At 71.1% G+C, this 17,750-nt stretch carries 16 protein-coding genes; 7 read left to right on the top strand and 9 right to left on the bottom strand.

Annotated features, from left to right (window positions below; genetic code table 11):
- The first annotated feature begins 45 nt into the window (after nt 1–45).
- From Gocc_RS08095 to Gocc_RS08065, 7 genes are read left to right on the top strand one after another with little or no spacing between them, the layout of a single operon-like run.
- On the top strand, nt 46–801 hold the full coding sequence (locus Gocc_RS08095) for a GntR family transcriptional regulator (protein WP_114796028.1): 756 nt from the start codon (nt 46–48) through the stop codon (nt 799–801).
- The gene (locus Gocc_RS08090; RefSeq protein WP_114796027.1) at nt 798–2,120 is read left to right on the top strand and encodes an extracellular solute-binding protein; all 1,323 of its coding nucleotides are present in this window, start codon (nt 798–800) and stop codon (nt 2,118–2,120) included. The genes Gocc_RS08095 and Gocc_RS08090 overlap by 4 nt, the downstream gene beginning before the upstream one ends.
- Before the next feature lie 22 nt (nt 2,121–2,142).
- Complete coding sequence (locus Gocc_RS08085) at nt 2,143–3,069, top strand: carbohydrate ABC transporter permease (RefSeq protein WP_114796201.1); 927 nt, start codon at nt 2,143–2,145, stop codon at nt 3,067–3,069.
- Complete coding sequence (locus Gocc_RS08080; RefSeq protein ID WP_114796026.1) at nt 3,066–3,887, top strand: carbohydrate ABC transporter permease; 822 nt, start codon at nt 3,066–3,068, stop codon at nt 3,885–3,887. Before Gocc_RS08085 ends, Gocc_RS08080 begins: the two co-directional genes overlap by 4 nt.
- A 4-nt stretch (nt 3,888–3,891) precedes the next feature.
- The gene (locus Gocc_RS08075; RefSeq protein ID WP_114796025.1) at nt 3,892–4,974 is read left to right on the top strand and encodes an ABC transporter ATP-binding protein; all 1,083 of its coding nucleotides are present in this window, start codon (nt 3,892–3,894) and stop codon (nt 4,972–4,974) included.
- A 10-nt stretch (nt 4,975–4,984) separates the two neighbouring features.
- A complete protein-coding gene (locus tag Gocc_RS08070; RefSeq protein WP_114796024.1) occupies nt 4,985–6,289 on the top strand; it encodes a family 4 glycosyl hydrolase in 1,305 nt (434 codons plus the stop codon).
- Complete coding sequence (locus Gocc_RS08065; protein ID WP_114796023.1) at nt 6,286–7,266, top strand: BadF/BadG/BcrA/BcrD ATPase family protein; 981 nt, start codon at nt 6,286–6,288, stop codon at nt 7,264–7,266. Before Gocc_RS08070 ends, Gocc_RS08065 begins: the two co-directional genes overlap by 4 nt.
- A gap of 226 nt (nt 7,267–7,492) precedes the next feature.
- On the opposite strand, the gene ispF is transcribed toward Gocc_RS08065, so the two are convergent.
- From ispF to Gocc_RS08020, 9 genes are all read right to left on the bottom strand, one after another.
- Entirely contained in the window at nt 7,493–7,963 is a 471-nt protein-coding gene (ispF, locus tag Gocc_RS08060) for a 2-C-methyl-D-erythritol 2,4-cyclodiphosphate synthase (protein ID WP_114796200.1), read from the bottom strand.
- Nucleotides 7,964–7,968: 5 nt separating this feature from the next.
- On the bottom strand, nt 7,969–8,574 hold the full coding sequence (locus tag Gocc_RS08055; RefSeq protein WP_114796022.1) for an HAD family hydrolase: 606 nt from the start codon (nt 8,572–8,574) through the stop codon (nt 7,969–7,971).
- Nucleotides 8,571–9,275: a 2-C-methyl-D-erythritol 4-phosphate cytidylyltransferase gene (ispD, locus tag Gocc_RS08050; RefSeq protein WP_114796021.1), complete on the bottom strand. Its 705-nt coding sequence runs from the start codon at nt 9,273–9,275 to the stop codon at nt 8,571–8,573. Before ispD ends, Gocc_RS08055 begins: the two co-directional genes overlap by 4 nt.
- Before the next feature lie 79 nt (nt 9,276–9,354).
- The gene (locus Gocc_RS08045) at nt 9,355–9,891 is read right to left on the bottom strand and encodes a CarD family transcriptional regulator (protein ID WP_114796020.1); all 537 of its coding nucleotides are present in this window, start codon (nt 9,889–9,891) and stop codon (nt 9,355–9,357) included.
- A gap of 199 nt (nt 9,892–10,090) precedes the next feature.
- Nucleotides 10,091–11,182 carry a DNA integrity scanning diadenylate cyclase DisA gene (gene disA / locus Gocc_RS08040; protein WP_220150519.1) on the bottom strand — a complete coding sequence of 364 codons (1,092 nt, stop codon included), beginning with the start codon at nt 11,180–11,182 and terminating at the stop codon, nt 10,091–10,093.
- Between the two features lie 81 nt (nt 11,183–11,263).
- Nucleotides 11,264–12,637 carry a DNA repair protein RadA gene (gene radA, locus Gocc_RS08035; RefSeq protein ID WP_114796018.1) on the bottom strand — a complete coding sequence of 458 codons (1,374 nt, stop codon included), beginning with the start codon at nt 12,635–12,637 and terminating at the stop codon, nt 11,264–11,266.
- Between the two features lie 123 nt (nt 12,638–12,760).
- The gene (locus Gocc_RS08030; RefSeq protein WP_114796017.1) at nt 12,761–14,587 is read right to left on the bottom strand and encodes a VanW family protein; all 1,827 of its coding nucleotides are present in this window, start codon (nt 14,585–14,587) and stop codon (nt 12,761–12,763) included.
- Between the two features lie 24 nt (nt 14,588–14,611).
- Nucleotides 14,612–15,076 (bottom strand): GNAT family N-acetyltransferase, encoded by a 465-nt coding sequence (locus Gocc_RS08025; RefSeq protein WP_220150518.1) that lies wholly within the window; start codon nt 15,074–15,076, stop codon nt 14,612–14,614.
- A gap of 39 nt (nt 15,077–15,115) precedes the next feature.
- Nucleotides 15,116–17,659: an ATP-dependent Clp protease ATP-binding subunit gene (locus tag Gocc_RS08020; RefSeq protein ID WP_114796015.1), complete on the bottom strand. Its 2,544-nt coding sequence runs from the start codon at nt 17,657–17,659 to the stop codon at nt 15,116–15,118.
- Between the last annotated feature and the right edge of the window lie 91 nt (nt 17,660–17,750).

The following is a 17,750-nucleotide window of genomic DNA, read 5'->3' as shown; positions in this document are numbered from 1 at the left end:
ATCGAGACTTGACCTCGACCAATTCGTTCCGCATACTCCCGCGGCATGACGGCGTCCCTCGTCGGGCCACGGCCTCTCCACGACCAGGTGCGTGAGGCCATCGAGTCCCAGATCCGGTCCGGAAGGATCCCTCCCGGCGCGCGCCTGCAGTCCGAACGGCACCTCGCCGAGCGACTCGGCGTGAGTCGCGTGACGATCAGGAGGGCGCTCGACGCGCTCGCAGACGAGGGCCTCGTCCGGGCGGCACCGGGGAGCGGACGGTACGTGAGCGAGGTAGCTCTCGCGGAGCCTCCGAACGCGCTGCTCAGCTTCACCGAGCTCGGCGCACGGCGAGGCCTGACTGCGACCGCGCGCGTACTGCGGAAGCGCGTCCGCCCTGCCACCCTCGAGGAGGCGGAGCGCATCGGGATCGCTCCGGGCGCGGAGATGTTCGAGATCGACCGCCTCCGGATGCTCGACGGTGTGGCTGTCGCACTCGACCACACGCGTGTCCCGATCGCGATCGCGCCCGAGTTGCCGCACGTCGACTTCAGGAAGGCATCCCTGTACTCCGTCCTGGAAGAGGCCGGGGCGGCACTGGTGCGGGCCGACTACACCACCGAGGCCTGCGCGGCGAATGCCGCTCAGGCGCGCAGGCTCGGCGTCGCCGTCGGCGACCCTCTGCTCCTCGCCCGGACGACCAGCTACGACAGTGCCAATCGCGTCGTCGAGCTGGGCGAGACGGCCTATCGAAGTGACCGCTATCGCTTCCACGCGACCCTCGTGCGGGAGCGGCGACCAGGAGGAGGAATGACACCATGACGCGCTCCCGCACATCGGGCAGCAGGGCACGTGCCTCGCTCGCCTTCATGGCGATGCTCGTCGTCGCGCTCGCAGTGCTCGCCGGGCAGGCGACCGGCGCGAGGTCGGCGACGACCCTCGTCGTCCAGGACGGCGAGGGTGGGAACGTCGCCCGCATCGCGGCCCTGAAGCAGCTGGACAGGCTGTTCGAGAAGGCGAATCCGGGTGTGACGATCAAGCACATCTCGAAGTCGTACTCCGACCTCGTCAAGACCGACGCGCTCCAGCTTTCGGGCTCGAACCCGCCCGACGTGACCCACGTCAACCAGGGGCTCGGCGACCTCGGCCAGCTCGTCAAGGCGAAGCTCCTCACGCCGCTCGACGGGTACGCGGCGAAGTGGGGCTGGGGCAAGCGGCAGTCCGCCGCCCTGCTCACGATCGACGGCCGCGCGACCCCCAAGGGCCAGATCGGCAGCGGAAGCCTATACGGGATCTCGACCACCGGTGACTGGGTCGGCGTCTTCTACAACAAGGCGAAGCTCAAGGCGCTCGGGATCGGCGTGCCGAGGACCCTCGCCGAGTTCGAGACGGCGCTCGCCGCCGCCAAGACGGCCGGGGAGACGCCGATCGCATTCGGGAACCTCGACAAGTGGCCCGGGATCCACGAGTTCCAGTCCGTGCTGATGGCCGTCGCGCCGGCCGCCCAGGTCGGGAGCACGATCTTCGGCAAGAAGGGATCGAAGTGGTCGACAGCAGCGGTGCTGAAGGCGGCCGGGACGGTCCAGAAGTGGGCGCAGGCCGGCTACTACTCCGACGGCTTCTCGGGCCTCGGCTACGACGACGCGACGAAGAAGTTCCAGCAGGGTGGCGCCGTCTTCACCATCACCGGAACCTGGAAGACCGGTGACATGGCCAGCTCGCTCAAGGACAACGTCGGCCTGATGCTGCTCCCGAGCGCGCGCGCCGGCAAGACCCCGGGCGCGCTGGCGAGCGGTGGCCTCGCCTGGGCGATCCCGGCGAAGGCGAAGAACAAGGAGCTCTCGGCGAAGTACATCGACTTCATCACGAGCCCGGCCGCCGCGAAGGTGATCCAGGCCGCCGGTGACGTCCCCGCGATCGTGGTGACGGCGAAGCCCGGCTCCGGGGTCCGCGGCGACGCGATCACCGGGTGGGCGAAGCTCAGCAAGACGAACGCGATGGCCGGGTACATGGACTGGGCGACCCCCACGTTCTACGACACGATCACCGCGGCCATCCAGGAGCTGATGGCCGGGAAGCTCACCCCCGCCTCGTTCGCGAAGAAGCTCGACGGCGACTATCTGAAGTTCCACAGCACGTAGGCCGTCGGGCGTGGCGGGCGTGATGACGGCGGCCGCCTCGGTCGAGGCGGCCGGTGGGCGACACCGGGGGGACGTCCGTCCCCCCGGTGAGCCGCGCCGGATCGGCTACCTGTACGTCCTCCCGGGGCTGCTCGTCTACGCGGCCTTCGTGCTCGTGCCCTTCGGGCACACGCTCTGGATCTCGTTCCACGCCTGGGACGGCATCACGCCGTCGGCGTGGGTCGGCCTCGACAACTACCGCCGCGTCTTCACCGACCCGCAGGTGCGCGAGACGTTCACCCACGCGCTCGTGCTCGTGCTCTTCTACGCGCTGCTTCCGCTCGTGCTCGGGCTCCTCCTCGCCGCACTGCTCTCGAGGATGCGAGTGCGCGGCATCTCCGTCTTCCGGGCCGTCCTCTTCCTGCCGCAGGTCGTCGCGCTGGTTTCCGTCGGCATCGTCTGGCGCTGGATCCTCGCTCCTGACGGCCCCCTCAACGAGGGCCTCCGCGCCGCCGGGCTGGGGAGCTCCGCTCGCCCGTGGCTCGGCGACTTCGGCTGGGCGCTGCCGTCGGTCGGGCTCGTCGGCACGTGGGTGATGTTCGGCCTCGCCATGGTGCTGCTCGTCGCCGGAGCGCAGAAGATCCCGACGAGCCTGTACGACGCCGCGCGCGTCGACGGCGCCGGCCCCGTACGGGAGTTCTTCGTCGTCACCCTCCCGGGGCTGCGGAACGAGATCGTCGTCGTCCTCGTTCTCACGACGACAGCCGCACTTCGGAGCTTCGACCTCGTGTACGTGATGACCGGCGGCGGCCCGGGGACGTCGACGAGCGTCCCGTCCTACCGGCTCTACACGGCCGCCTTCCAGACCGGCGAGGCCGGGCTCGGAGCGGCGATCGGGATCGTGCTCGCGATCGCCATCTTCATCGTCGCGTTCGCGATCACGCGGGTCGGGGAACGGAGCTCGACGTGAGCGGGACACTGGAGCGGGCCGTGAACTACGGGCTCCTCGTCCTCTTCTCGGTCCTCGCGCTCGCCCCGATCGCCGGCATCCTGCTCACCGCGTTCCACGGGCCCGACGCGGTGGTCTCGGGTTTCGCGATCCCCGATCCGTTCACGCTCGACTCGTTCCGCCAGGCGTGGAAGGAGGGCGCCTTCGGGTCGTCGCTCTGGACGAGCGCGATGATCACCTCGACGACGGTGGCGCTCTCGACCGTGCTGTCGCTGCTGACCGGGTACGCCTTCGGCACGATGCGGTTCCGCGGCTCGTCGTTCCTCTTCTACGTCTTCCTCTTCGGTCTCCTGATGCCCTTCGAGGCGACGATCATCCCGCTCTACTTCGACTTCCGGCGGATCGGCCTCACCGACACCGTGTGGGGGGTGATCCTCCCGAGCACGGCGCTCTCGATCGCGTTCGGGACGTTCTGGATGCGCGCGTTCTTCCTCTCGGCGCCACGCTCGCTGATCGAGGCGGCGAGGATCGACGGCGCCTCGAGCCTCGGAGTGCTCGTCCGCGTGCTACTCCCGTACGGCCGCCCCGCGATCCTGACGATGGTCGTGCTCGTGTTCATGTGGACGTGGAACGACTTCCTGCTCTCGCTCGTGATGCTGTCGGGACAGAACATCCTCACCGCACCGCTCTCGCTCGTCTTCTTCCAGACCCAGCGACAGACACACGTTCAGCTCCTCGCCGCGGCGTCGATCATCGTCGCCTTCCCCGTCCTGCTCGTCTACGTCTTCCTCCAACGACACTTCATCCGGGGCATGGTCTCCGGATCACTGAAGGGCTGAGCCGGTGACCTCCATCTCCTACGACCGCGCGGCGAAGCGCTTCGGCGACGTGGTCGCCCTGAACGACCTGTCACTCGAGATCGCGGACGGCGAGTTCATGGTGCTCGTCGGGCCGTCCGGCTCGGGCAAGACCACGGCGCTGCGGCTGCTCGCCGGCCTGGAGGGGCTCTCGGCCGGGCACATCAGGATCGGGGACGAGGTCGTCGACCGCGTCGCTCCGCGCCGACGCAACATCGCGATGGTGTTCCAGGACTATGCGCTGTACCCGCAGATGTCGGTGCGCGAGAATCTCGCCTTCGGCCTCAAGATGGCCAAGATCCCGCGAAGCGAGATCGATCGCAGAGTCTTCTCGGCAGCCGAGGCACTCGGAATCGAGGAACTGCTCGGCCGCAAGCCCCGTCAGCTCTCCGGCGGGCAACGGCAGCGCGTCGCGCTCGGCCGGGCGCTCGTGCGCGAGCCGAAGGCGTTCCTGATGGACGAGCCCCTTTCCAACCTCGACGCCAAGCTGAGAGCTCAGACCCGGGGGGAGATCAGGAGGCTGCAGCGTGCGGTCGGGACGACGACCGTCTACGTCACCCACGATCAGGTGGAAGCGATGACGATGGGCGACCGGATCGCCGTCATGAGCCAGGGACGGCTCGAGCAGGTCGGCGATCCGGACACGGTTTACTCGCACCCCGCGAACACGTTCGTGGCGACCTTCATCGGAAGCCCGGCGATGTCGCTGGTCGCGATGTCGTCCGGAGCGGGAGCGGCACCAGCGCTGACCCGCGGCGACCTTCGCGTGCCGCTCGGGGAGCGCGGGCTCGACGTGCCGGGAGAGGTGATCGTGGGTGTGCGCCCGGAGCACTGCCGGCCGTGGGTCGACGGCGCTTCGCTCGCCGGCCCGTTCAGCGGCCGGGTCGAGTACGTCGAGGCGCTCGGCCGGGAGACCTTCATCGGCGTCGAGGCCGCCGACGGCGCCCGCTTCGTGATCGAGGCCGAAGGCAATGTCCGGATCGGCATCGGCGATACGGTCGCCTTCGGGCTCGCGGTCGGCTCGCTGCACCTCTTCGATGCCACCACCGGCGTGGCGCTCGCGACCTGAAAGGAGAGCGATGGCACGGATCAAGATGGCCTATCTCGGAGGCGGCTCCACGCGGGCCGCCGGAACGATGGCGTCGTTCATCCACCATCGAGGGGCCGATTTCGACGGCTCCGAGATCGCCCTGATCGACATCGCCCCGGATCGGCTCTCGCTGGTCGAGACGCTCGCGCGCAAGATGGCCCGCGCGCGCGGCCTCGACATCGCGGTCTCGTCGACGACCGACCGCCGCGCCGGGCTCGACGCCTGTGACGCGGTCCTCTCCAGCTTTCGCCCCGGCGGCTTCGAGGCGCGCGCGCTCGACGAGCGCACCGCCAACGCGCACGGGTTGATAGGCCAGGAGACGCAGGGCGTCGGCGGGTTCTTCATGGCGCTGCGCGCGATCGAGGTGATGAAGGCGGTCGCCGCCGACATCGATGCGGTGTGCCCGCACGCGAAGGTGTTCAACTACACGAACCCGGTGAACGTCGTCGCCCAGGCGTGGACGTCGAACTGCGCGATCCCGCTCGTGTCGCTGTGCGAGGGGCCGTACTCCTTCACCGCCGAGCTCGCGCAGGCGGCGGGGCTCGACCCGGAGCGCGTGACGTCCCGGATGATCGGCCTCAACCATGCCTGCTGGAGCGTCGAGCACGCCTTCGACGGCGGTGACCTGATGCCCTATGTCCATGAAGCGTGTCAGGCGCTCGCCCCGGGTTCCCCCCTGTCGGTCGGGGAGCAGAGGCTCCTGCGGCTGGCCTCCGCCATGGAGTCGATCCCGGCCGACTACTTCCTCTACTACTACTGGCGCGACGAGGTCCTGGCCGAGCAGCTGGCCAAGCCGAAGACGCGGGCGGAGGACATCCTGTCGTGGGTGCCGGGCTACTGGGATCACTACGCCGAGCAGGCCGAGACGGACGATCCCGTGCTCGACCCTGCCCGCTCGCGGGGAGGAATCCACGAGCTCGAGCTCGCGATCGACGCGATGCACGCGGTCTTCAACGACACGGGTGACGTCCTCCCCGTCAACGTGCCGAATCGCGGCTCGCTGCCCGGGTTCTGCGACGACCTCGTCGTCGAGGTGACCGGGCGCTGCGACGCGCAGTGGGTGCAGCCCCTCGCCCAGCCCGAGCTGCCCAGGCACCTGCGCGGGCTGGTAGAGATGCTCGCCGAGTATCAGATGCTGGCGGCCGAAGCCGCCTGGTCGGGGACGAGGCGGGACGCGATCCGGGCGCTCGCGGCGAACCCGCTCGTCCTTTCGGTGGAGAAGGCGGAGGCCGTCTACGCGGAGCTGTCGGCCGCTCATCGCGCGTTCCTGCCGGATCGCCTCCTCGCGCCGTGAGAGGTCTCGCGCTCGGCGTCGACGGCGGCAACACCAAGACCGTGGCCCTTGCGGCGCGGAGCGACGGGACGATCGTCGGCGCCGGCCGCGCAGGCTGCTCCGACATCTACGGGGCGCCCTCGTTCGAGGCGGCGATCAGGGAGATCGAGCTGGCCGTCGCGAGCGCGCTCGAGGCCGCCGGCGCGCGGCGCGGCGACGTCGATGCCGCGGTGTTCAGCCTCGCGGGCGCGGACTGGGACGAGGACAAGGCAGATCTCCACGCCGCGCTCGCCCGGCTCGTGCCCTCCGCCGACGTGTCTGTCGTCAACGACGCGCTCGGAGCCCTTCGCGCGGGTACGAGCGACGGCATCGGCGTCTCGGTCGTCTGCGGCACCGGCGGCTGTGTCGGTGCGCGCGGGCCGGACGGTCGCGAGTGGCACTCGAGCTGGTGGGCGCTGCACACCGGCGGCTGGGCGCTCGGCTCGGACGCTCTCGACGCCGTCTACGAGGCAGAGCTCGGCACCGGCCCGCCGACGGGCCTGACGATCGACGCCCTCGAAGTCTTCCAGGCGGCGAGCGTCGAGGACGTCCTGCACGCCTTCACCCGACGAGGTGGGCGTCGGCCCTTCGACGCGGCGCTCTTCGCACCCGCGGTGCTGAGCCTGGCCGCTGCGGGCGACCCTGTCGCATCGTCGATCGTGCGGCGGCACGGGACGAAGCTCGGCGACGTGGCCCGGGTCGCGGCTGCTCGCGTCGGGCTCGAGCTCTCCTTCCCCGTCGTCCTTCTCGGAGGGGTGCTACGCGGTGAGGGCGCCGAGACGCTGATCGAGGAGATCCTCGCCCGCGTGCCCGGCGCGACGCCGGTGCGATCGTCGCGCGAGCCGGTCGCCGGCGCGCTCCTCACGGCCCTCGATCGTGCCGGCGCGCCGTTCCGCCTCGACGCGCTCGACGCGTCCCTCCCCGGCGAGGCCTTCTTCGGGACGATCCCGAGTCACTGACGATCACGTCCCCGGCCCAGGGACGCCTGCTCTGTCACGGTGCCTCGATGTCCGGATGAGCACTCGTCTGGAGAGCGGGGCGGTCGCCGGCTCGTCGACGAGGTCTCGCTCGATCGCGTCGTCCCGGTCGCAGTCAGGCAGCGCGCCGGGGTACGGCGCCGTCGGCACAGCGTTCGCCTTGCCGACGAGCGCACGCGTTTCTTCCTCGACGTCTCGGAGCCGCTCCTCACCGCCGCAACAGGGCGACGGCCTCTGCGGCGAGGCCCTCGCCGCGGCCCGTGAAGCCGAGCCGATCCGTGGTGGTGGCGCGCACGTTCACGCGACCGGCCTCGACGCCGAGCGCCGCGGCGAGGAGGCGGCGCATCTCCTCCCGGTGCAGGGCGATCTTCGGCTGCTGCCCGACGAGAACGCAGTCGGCGTTCACGAGCTCGTAGCCTGCCTCTCGCACCCTGCGGTACGCCTCCGCGAGCAGCTCGAGCGAGTCGGCGCCGCGGTAGCGCTCGTCGTCGGACGGGAACAGGGCGCCGATGTCGGCGAGGCCGGCGGCACCGAGCAGCGCGTCGGCGAGCGCATGGGCGATCACGTCGCCGTCGGAGTGGCCTGCAAGCCCGCGCGGATGGTCGATGTGCACGCCGCCGAGCACGAGCGGCACCCCCTCCTCGAGGGCGTGCGCGTCGACGCCGAGCCCGATGCGCAGATCGCTCACCGCACGGACGCTAGCGCGCCGGGCAGCTCCGCGAGCGAGTCGACGATCAGGTGGGCGTGTCCCTCGGCCCGCTGCAGGCGTCCCCAGGGCCCTCGACGCACGTGCACCGCCACCAGCCCCGCGGCGGCGGCGGGGATGACGTCGTTGTCGACGCGGTCGCCCACGTAGGCGATCTGCCCCGGCTCACAGCCGGCGAGCTCGACGATCCGCTCGAAGAACCCGGCGTCGGGCTTCCGCACGCCGATGCTCGCCGACGACGAGATGGAGTCGGCGGGCAGCGCCTCCTCGCGCGCCCAGCGCTCGAGCGCCGAGGTCTGGTTGCCGGCGATGCCGACGAACAGCCCGGCGCCCCGGAGCGCCTCGAGGCAGCCGATCGCGTCGGGGTAGAGGTCCGCGCGCACGTAGGTGAGCTCGTCCCACGCGGACGGCCGCTCGATGCCGAGCAGCGGCCACATCGCCGTGTGCTCCTCCCCGCGCTCGATCGTGACCCCGAGCGCCGCCCACAGCACCTGCGGTCCGACACCGACATGCTCGGCGAGCAGGCGCCAGTAGCGCTCCTCGTCCACGAGCGTCTCGCCGACGTCGAAGAAGACCGCCTTCACAGCCACGAGGCGACGAGCGCGAGGTCGGCGGGCGTCGTGACCTTCAGCAGCCGTGGGTCGCCGTCGACGACGCGGATGCGGCCGCCGCGCGCCTCGACGAGCGACGCGCAGTCGCTGGCGTCCGTGAGCGGGCCGGCGTACGCGGCGCGCAGCACGTGCGCCGGGAACGCCTGCGGCGTCTGCACGGTGACGAGCGAGTCGCGATCGACGGTCTCGACGACGACGCCCCGCTCCACGCGCTTGACGGTGTCGGCGACCGGGAGGCCCGGCACGACGCCGTCGTAGCCCTGCGCGAGCGGCGCCAGCACACGCTCGATCACGCCGTCGTCCACCAGGGGTCGGGCGGCGTCGTGCACGAGCACGACGAGGGCCTCGTCGGGCACCTCCTCGAGCCCGGCGCACACCGAGTGCGCACGACTCGCGCCGCCCGTGACGACGGCGGCGACCTTGCTCGTGACGAGCTCCTCGGCGAGCACGATCGCGGCCTCCTCCCACCCTTCGGGCACCGCGACCACGATCGCGTCGATCCACGGGCTGCCGTCGAGGCGCTCGAGGCTCTCCGCGAGCAGGACGCGCGCACCGAGCGCGACGAACGCCTTCGGCCGATCCGCGCCCAGCCGGTCGCCCGCGCCGGCGGCGACGAGCACGGCCCACGTGCCTCCGGCAGCAGTGGAGGAGGTTGTCGGCTGCGACCCGCTCACCGCACGCGACACTCTGCGACAGGGACGACCTGCATCGGAGGAGGCATGTCCACCAGTCGAGAGCGCGAAGCGCTGTCGACTAGGCGCTCGCGGCTGCGACCTTGGCCTTCGGCTTGGCCTTCGTCTTGCCGGCGGCCGGGTTGGCGAGCACCTCGTCGAGCCACGCCGCCGCCTCTTCCTCGCTCATGTGCTTGGCATACATCATCTCGGAGGCGAGTATCTTCTTGGCCTTCACGTACATCTGCTTCTCGCCGGTCGAGAGACCCTTCTCGTGGTCGCGCAGCGCGAGGTTGCGGACGACCTCGGCCAGCTCGAGGATGTCGCCGGTCTTCATCTTGTCCCGGTTGTGCTTGAAGCGGCGGTTCCAGTTCTTCGGCATCTCCGTCGACTCGCCCGAGAGAGCCTTCACGACGATCTCCACGGTCTCGAGATCGATCACCCAGCGGAGCCCGACCTTCTCGGCGTTCTCCGTCGGGACGTTCACCGTCATGTCGTTGTGCAGGATCTTGATCGTCAGGTACTCGCGCTCCTGTCCGAGGACGACGCGCGTCTCCTTGCTGACGACCGTGCCTGCCCCGTGGTGCGGATACACCACATTGTCGCCGACGTCGAACAAGCTTCCCTCCCGTTGTCCGCCATTCACGAAAACCGCCGGCGCTGATGAGGGCTGCCGGCGAGGGAACGATATTCTAGCTGAGATCTGCCCCCGGCTCCCGGCTCTTTCCGACCGCCTGCACGGGTTTCCGGGCCCTATCGCCGCCCGCCGGCCGGCGCGGAGTCCTCCTGGGAAAGCGCACGGAGCCCGGGAGCGGCCGTCACATCGTGAGGTAGCGCTCGACGAGGTTGTGCTCCTGCAGCCGGCGCAGGCCCTCCTTGATCTCGCGGGCGCGGACGGAGCCGACGCCCTCCACGGACTCGAGCTCGCGCAGCGAGGCGCGGGCGATGGCGTCGAGCCCGTCCATCTCGGCGACGACGCGCCGGATGACCCCGCTCGGCAGGCGCGGGATCTGCGAGAGGGCGCGGTAGCCGCGGGGGCTCACCGCGGTGTCGAGCGGGTTGGCCGAGCGCGGGTAGCCGAGCAGCTCCTGCAGGGTGTCCGGCTCGAGCAGGCTCTCGTAGGGGAGCGCCGCGAGCCGCTCGAGCGCGACGAGCGCCTGGCGCGGGTCGTCGCTCGCGTGGTAGTCGGACGCGACTGCGGCCTCGGACTCCGGCATCGTGCCGGACAGCTCGTCGAGCTGCGCACGGATCAGCCGCCCCTCGGAGCCGAGCTCGATGCAGTCGCGCTCCACCTCGCGCACCATGCGCGAGGTCATCTCGGCGCGCTGCAGCACGACGAGCACGTCGTCGAGCATGACCGCGTTCTGGAACTCGAGCGCGGTGAGGCGCGTCAGCACCTGCTCGAGCCGCTTGCGATAGGTCTCGAGCGCCGCGAGCGCCTGATTGGCCTTGGCGAGCACGGTGGCGATCGGGTCGAGCTGGTAGCGGGCGTGAGCGAGGAACACGGTCACCGTCTCCCGCTGCTGGGAGATCGAGATGACGAGCGCGCCCGTCTGCTTCGCAACGCGCTCGGCCGTGCGGTGCCGCGTGCCCGTCTCGCGCGACGGGATCGTCGGGTCAGGCATCAGCTGGACGTTCGCGTACGCGAGCCGGGAGACGCGCTCGTCGATGACGATCGCGCCGTCCATCTTCGCGAGCTCGTAGAGGAGCTGCGGCGTGAACGGCTGCTCGAGCCTGATGCCGCCCGAGTACATGAACGCGAGCTCGTCCGGGTTGGCGATCACGATCAGCGCGCCCTCGTGCGAGCGGATGATGTCGTCGATTCCCTGGCGCAACTCGGTACCGGGGGCGAGCCGTCCGATCGCCTCGAGCAGACCGGGCTCGATCGGGTCGTCGGGCAGCGTGCTCACGCTCCGGAGGCTAGACGATCGCTTCCCGATCGGCGTGTCCTCGGGGACGCCGTGGGCAGGGCGCATCGCGGCTGCCAGGTCCTACTCGGCGCCGTCCGGGCGGGCCGCGGCATCGAGCGCGGCGGCGATCGCCTGCCGCAACGTCTCGGCGCGCGTGATCCGCGGCCCTCCGTGTGCCGACGTGCCGGCGGGTGCGATCACGACGGCGATGCCGAGCTTCGCGCACTCCTCGAGCCGCCGTTCGGCCTGCGCGGCGGGGCGGAGCCGTCCGGTGAGGCCGACCTCTCCGAACGTCGCCGTCCCCTCCCGCACGGGTATTCCGCGCGCGGCGGACGCGATCGCGACCGCGACCGCGAGGTCGGCCCCCGGCTCGTCGATGCGCACGCCGCCGGCGACGTTGACGAACACGTCGGCCGCGCCGAGCGCGATGCCGGCATGGCGCGACAGCACCGCGACGATCATCGCGAGCCGCTTCGGATCGACGCCGGTCGCGACCCGTCGTGGCATCGCGAGATCGGTCGTGGACACGAGCGCCTGGATCTCGAGCAGGATCGGCCGCGTGCCCTCGAGCGCGCAGGCGACGGCCGCGCCGGCCTCGCCGGCCTCGGTGCGCCCGAAGAGCTCGGAGGCGTCGGGCACGCCGACGAGCCCCGTGCCGGTCATCTCGAACACGCCGATCTCGTTCGTGGAGCCGAAGCGGTTCTTCACGGCGCGCAGGATGCGGTGGGCGTGGTAGCGGTCGCCTTCGAACTGCAGCACGCAGTCGACGAGGTGCTCGAGCACGCGCGGGCCCGCCACGCTGCCGTCCTTCGTCACGTGCCCGACGAGGATCGTCGCGACACCCTGCTCCTTGGCGACGCGGAGCAGCCGCGCGGCCGACTCGCGCACCTGTCCGACCGAGCCGGGGGCCGACCCGAGCTCGGACGAGTACAGCGTCTGCACGGAGTCGATCACGCACACGTCGGGGCGCTCGCGCTCGAGCGTCGCACAGACCGTCTCGAGCTCGGTCTCGGCGAGGATCTCGACCGCGTCCGCCCCACCGAGCCGCGCCGCGCGGAGCTTCACCTGCGCGACCGACTCCTCCCCGGTGACGAGCAGCGCACGCCGCCCCGCCCGCGCCAGGTTCCCGAGCGCCGACAGCAGGAGCGTCGACTTCCCGACGCCGGGCTCGCCGCCGACGAGAACGAGCGACGCGGGCACGATCCCTCCTCCGAGCACGCGGTCGAGCTCCGGCACGCCCGAGGGGATGCGCGCCGCCTCCTCCACACGCACGTCGGCAAGCCGCTCGGGGGTGCGGGCGACGCCCGTCGCACGCCGCCCTTTCGCCGGCGTCGGCTGGCCGGTCAGCTCTTCGACGAGCGTCCCGAACGCCCCACACCCCGGACAGCGACCGAGCCATCGTCCCGTCGTCGCGCCGCACTCGGAGCAGACATGCTGAACGACCACCTTTGCCATGCCGACATGCTACGCCGCGCGTCGGACGTCATGTCGTCCATTCGGACAACTCGATCGACGGGGCGGACAGGGCGTCCGCCGCCACGGCGACGAGGTCACCCGCGCGAGCGCGCTCGAGCCACCCTACGAGCGAGCGGCTGCCGCCGGCGCCGAGCCGCCGGCCGGAGGCGCCGGATCGCCGCCGCCCGACCGCGCCGAAGGGGGCCCGTTCGCCCGTGGCGGCTTGCGCGGCTTGGGGGGCCCGACCTCGACGAACGCGTTCTTCGGGTCGTAGCGCACCGTGTACGTCTCGTCGCGGATCAGCCGGTCGCCGCGGAACACCTGCCGCGTGTAGCGCACCGTGAAGCCGCTGCCGCCTGCCTCCTGGAGGACGTTGCGCGCGCCGGCCGGCAAGGCCCGGTTCTCGACCGTGATCGTGCGCGGCGGCGTGACGGCGTACGGCTCGCCTGTCGTCGTCTCGACGCGGCGCCCCAGCTTCGTCGAGTAGAAGCGCACCGTGATCCCGGTGTCGCCGGCGTCGAGCTTCATCAGGATCGCCGCGGGCCAGTCGTTGCGGAAGATCAGCTCGGGCCCGCCCCAGGAGACGGTGGCCTCGCGCCCCATCGGGTAGCGCGAGATGTAGAACTGGTGCGCGCGGTGCGCGACGAGATCCACGCCCGCGAAGAAGGCGGCGTTGTACAGCGTCGTCGCGACCTGGCTGATGCCGCCCCCGACGGCGTCCTCGAGGCGGCCGTCGTAGATCTGCGGGGCCGACACGAACCCCTTTTCCTCGGTGCGCTCGCCGAGCGCCTCGTTGAGCGAGAACTCTTCGCCCGGACGGATGATCGTTCCGTCGAGCAGCGCCGCCGCCCGCTTGATGTTCGTCACCCGCGGCTGGCAGCAGCTGTAGCTCGTGGTGAACTCGGAAACGAGCTCGGTGATGCGGAGCTTCCGCGCCGCCGCGGTCGTCAGTGCGGGCTGCGAGTTGCGGAAGCGCGCCCGATGGACGACCGAGTCGAGGTTCGTCACGAGCGACGCGGCGATCCTGCGCGTGTCCAGCGTGCGTCCCGGCAGCGACGGCACGAGCCGTACGCGCGTGCCCTCGACGGCGAAGCCGGCGTCGCGCGCGGGGCGCTCGAAGCGGCGAAGCCGCGGTAGCAGGGCGGCACGCAGCCCCGCGGGATCGAGCTCGACTGCCAGCGCGCCGCCGCGGGGGGTCGTCGTCACGAGCGCGCGCAGGCGCGCGACCGGGAGCGGCGCCTCGACGGCGCCGAAGCGCACCGCACGCGGGCCGTCGAGCAGGCGGTCGACGGCCCGCTTCGCGCGCAGGGCCGCCTCCGCGTCGACGGCCGGGGGATCGACCTCGAGCGGGATCTCGAACACGGCGGGCAGCGTCCGCAGCCCGGCCCGCAGCGCCGCGCGGTCGACGCGCCGGCCGGCGAGCGCGGGCTCGACCGATGTCCCGTGCGCGCCGACGACGACGCGCGCGTCCCGAGCGGGCGCGCCGAAGCGGCGGTCGAGGCGGTTCGCGAGCTCGGCCGCCCGCACCGGGCCGAGCCGGTAGGAGAGCTCGATGCGCCGGGTGTCGCCGATCCCGGCCCGCCGCAGCAGCCGATCGAGCGGGCCGGCATCGAGCGCGGCGTCGAGCGCCTGCTCGAGCAGCGGCCGGGCGCCGAGCTCGCTCCCGGACGTGCGCTCCTCGCCGGCGCCGGCGCCGAGCAGCCTGATCGGGCGCGACATCGCCGCACGGGCGGCCTCGGCGACTGCCGCATGCGCCTCCTCACGGGCCTTGCCGCCGACGTCGACGCCGGCGATCGCGGTGCGGGACGGGATCGTGCCGCGCTCGGCCAGGGCGACCCCGGCGAGCCCCGCCGCGGCGGCGAGCAGGACGAGGGCGGCCGCGAGGCCCGCACGAGCGGCACGGCGACGAGACGAGGAGCGCGCGGCGGTCGAGACGAAGAGGTCGGACACTCCTGTTGACGGTAGCCGACGGGCTCAGTCGACAGGCGGGAGCTTCTTGACGAAGAGCACGCGGTCCTCTCCCGGCCCGTCGTAGTCGGCCGCCACGCGGTCGACGGCGAATCCCATCGCCTCGTGGAACCCGATCGAGTCGGTGTTCGCCGGCGAGGTGACGCAGCGCACGACCGTCCGCCCGTGCTCGCGGGCGACGGCGAAGAACCGCTCGTACAGCTGCTTGCCGATTCCCGAGCCGCGCGCGTCGGGGGCGACGCCGACGAAGTGGATGTACGCCTCGTCCGGGTCGGTCTGCGACAGGAAGCCGATCAGGAACGCGACGAGCCTGCCCTCGCCGTCCTCGGCCACGAAGCTCGTGCCCTCGAAGTGCAGGAAGAACAGCTTCGGCAGCATCGGCGCCATCTCGCGGCCGCCCCACCACGCGTTCACGTGCTGGATCACGCGGCCGTAGTCGGAGGGGTTCGCGTGGCGGATCGACGCAGGCACGGATGTGAGGCTACGCGGAGGCATGGCCTCGCCTCTCCGTCAGCTCAGCTCGTGGTCGGCGGGCGGCGCGTCCGGGATCCTCGGCGGCGGCTCGTCGGCGGGCACGGTCACCGGCTCGGGCGCACCCTCGATGACGCGGATGTCGACGAGCGACTCGCCCTCCACGCCGGTCAGCTCCTGGCGGCGGTCGACGAGGATCGTCGAGCCCTCGGAGAGATCGCGGCCGAGCACGAAGTCGGCGAGCGGGTCCTCGATCAGGCGCTGGATCGCGCGGCGCAGCGGCCGCGCGCCCATGGCGGGGTCGTAGCCCTGTTCGACGAGCAGCTCCCTCGCCTCGGGCGTGAGCTCGATCGTCGCCCCATGGATCGCCATCTGGTCGCGCAGACGCTTCATCATCAGATCGACGATGCGCAGGATCTCGCCCTTCTCGAGCTTGTGGAAGACGATGATCTCGTCGATCCGGTTCAGCAGCTCCGGCCGGAACACCTTCTTCAGCTCGCCCATCACGCGGCTCTTCATGTCGTCGTAGGAGAGGCCCTGCTCGTCGCCGAGCGTGAAGCCGAGCGACTGGTTCTTCGAGATCTGGGCGGCGCCGATGTTCGACGTCATGATCACGATCGTGTTGCGGAAGTCGACCTTCCGCCCCTGGGCGTCGGTCAGCTTCCCGTCCTCCAGGATCTGCAGCAGGATGTTGAACACGTCCGGATGCGCCTTCTCGATCTCGTCGAGCAGAAGCACCGAGTAGGGCTTGCGCCGCACCGCCTCGGTGAGCTGGCCGCCCTCGTCGTAGCCGACGTAGCCGGGGGGCGAGCCGACGAGCCGTGACACGGAGTGCTTCTCCATGTACTCCGACATGTCGACCTGGATCATCGCGTCCTCGTCGCCGAAGAGGAACTCCGCGAGCGTGCGCGCCAGCTCCGTCTTGCCGACGCCGGAGGGGCCGAGGAAGATGAACGAGCCGGTCGGACGCTTCGGGTCCTTGATGCCGGCGCGCGCGCGGCGGATCGCCTTCGAGACGGCGACGATCGCCGGCTCCTGGCCGATCACGCGCTTGTGCAGCTCCTCCTCCATGCGGATCAGCTTCTGCGACTCCGCCTCCGTGAGCTTGAACACGGGGATCCCCGTCCACATCGAGACGATGTCGGCGATCTCGTCCTCGCCCACCTCGGGCTGCTCCTCGTCGGCCTCGTTGCGCCAGTTCTCCTCGAGCTCCTTCTTCTTCTGCGTGAGCTTGCGCTCCTTGTCGCGCAGAGATGCCGCCTTCTCGAACTCCTGCGCCTCGATCGCGCTCTCCTTGTCGGCGCGCACCTTCTCGATCTCCTCCTCCAGCTCCCGGTAGCGGGGCGGGGCGGACATCGTCCGGATGCGCAGGCGCGAGCCCGCCTCGTCGATCAGGTCGATCGCCTTGTCGGGCAGGTGGCGGTCCTGGATGTAGCGGTCGGCGAGCACGGCCGCGGCGCGCAGCGCCTCGTCGGAGATCTTGCAGCGGTGGTGCGCCTCGTAGCGGTCGCGCAGACCGCGCAGGATCTGCACCGAGTCGTCGATCGAGGGCTCTTCGACACGCACCTGCTGGAAGCGTCGCTCGAGAGCGGCATCGCGCTCCAGGTACTTGCGGTACTCGTCGAGCGTCGTCGCCCCGATCGTCTGCAGCTCGCCGCGGGCGAGCGCCGGCTTCAGGATCGAGGCGGCGTCGATCGCGCCTTCGGCGGCGCCGGCGCCGACGAGGTTGTGGAGCTCGTCGATGAAGAGGATGATGTCGCCGCGCTGGGTGATCTCCTTCATCACCTTCTTGAGGCGCTCCTCGAACTCGCCGCGGTACTTCGAGCCGGCGACGAGGGCGGCGAGGTCGAGCGTGTAGATCTGCTTGTTCTTCAGCAGCTCGGGCACCTGGTTGGCTGCGATCCGCGATGCGAGGCCCTCGACGACGGCGGTCTTGCCGACGCCCGGCTCGCCGATCAGCACCGGGTTGTTCTTCTGGCGCCGCGACAGGATCTGCATCACGCGCTCGATCTCGGTCTGGCGGCCGACGACCGGGTCGAGCTTGCCCTCGGTCGCCATCTTCGTGAGGTTGCGCCCGAACTGGTCGAGCAGCTTCGAGCTCTTCGCCTTCTCCCCACCGGGGGCGGCCGCGCCCGCCTGCCGGCGGCCCGGGCCGGAGAGCATGCGGATGATCTCGTTGCGGATCTTCTCGGCGTCGGCGTCGAAGTCGAGCAGGATGCGCGCCGCCACGCCTTCGTTCTCGCGCACGAGGCCGAGCAGGATGTGCTCGGTGCCGATGTAGTTGTGGCCGAGCGAGAGCGCCTCGCGCAGCGCGAGCTCGAGCACCTTCTTCGCACGCGGCGTGAACGGGATCTGGCCGGTCGTGACCTCGTCGCCCTGGCCGACGATGCGGGCGACCTGCGCGCGCACCTCTTCCACCGTGATGTCGAGCGACTCGAGCACGCGCGCGGCGAGACCCTCCTCCTCGCGCAGCAGTCCGAGCAGGATGTGCTCCGTGCCGATGTAGTTGTGCTTGAGGGCACGCGCCTCGTCCTGGGCGAGGACGACGACCTGCCGTGCCCGTTCCGTGAATCGCTCGAACACTCCCTCGACCCTCCTTTCCGCAATACGCACCGTCCGGAGTCTGCGGGGCCCGCCGGCTCCGGGTCGGGGGATGAAGCCATCGTACCGGACG

This window comes from Gaiella occulta, assembly GCF_003351045.1.
Taxonomy (GTDB): Bacteria; Actinomycetota; Thermoleophilia; order Gaiellales; family Gaiellaceae; genus Gaiella; species Gaiella occulta.
This window is presented reverse-complemented; position numbering and strand designations above follow the sequence as displayed.

What these genes read in the sequence shown, in the direction of transcription:
- Gocc_RS08095 (WP_114796028.1), top strand. Translation starts at nt 46, where the DNA reads ATGACGGCGTCCCTCGTCGGGCCACGGCCTCTCCACGACCAGGTGCGT.
- Gocc_RS08090 (WP_114796027.1), top strand. Translation starts at nt 798, where the DNA reads ATGACGCGCTCCCGCACATCGGGCAGCAGGGCACGTGCCTCGCTCGCC.
- Gocc_RS08085 (WP_114796201.1), top strand. Translation starts at nt 2,143, where the DNA reads ATGACGGCGGCCGCCTCGGTCGAGGCGGCCGGTGGGCGACACCGGGGG.
- Gocc_RS08070 (WP_114796024.1), top strand. Translation starts at nt 4,985, where the DNA reads ATGGCACGGATCAAGATGGCCTATCTCGGAGGCGGCTCCACGCGGGCC.
- radA (WP_114796018.1), bottom strand. Translation starts at nt 12,637, where the DNA reads ATGGCAAAGGTGGTCGTTCAGCATGTCTGCTCCGAGTGCGGCGCGACG.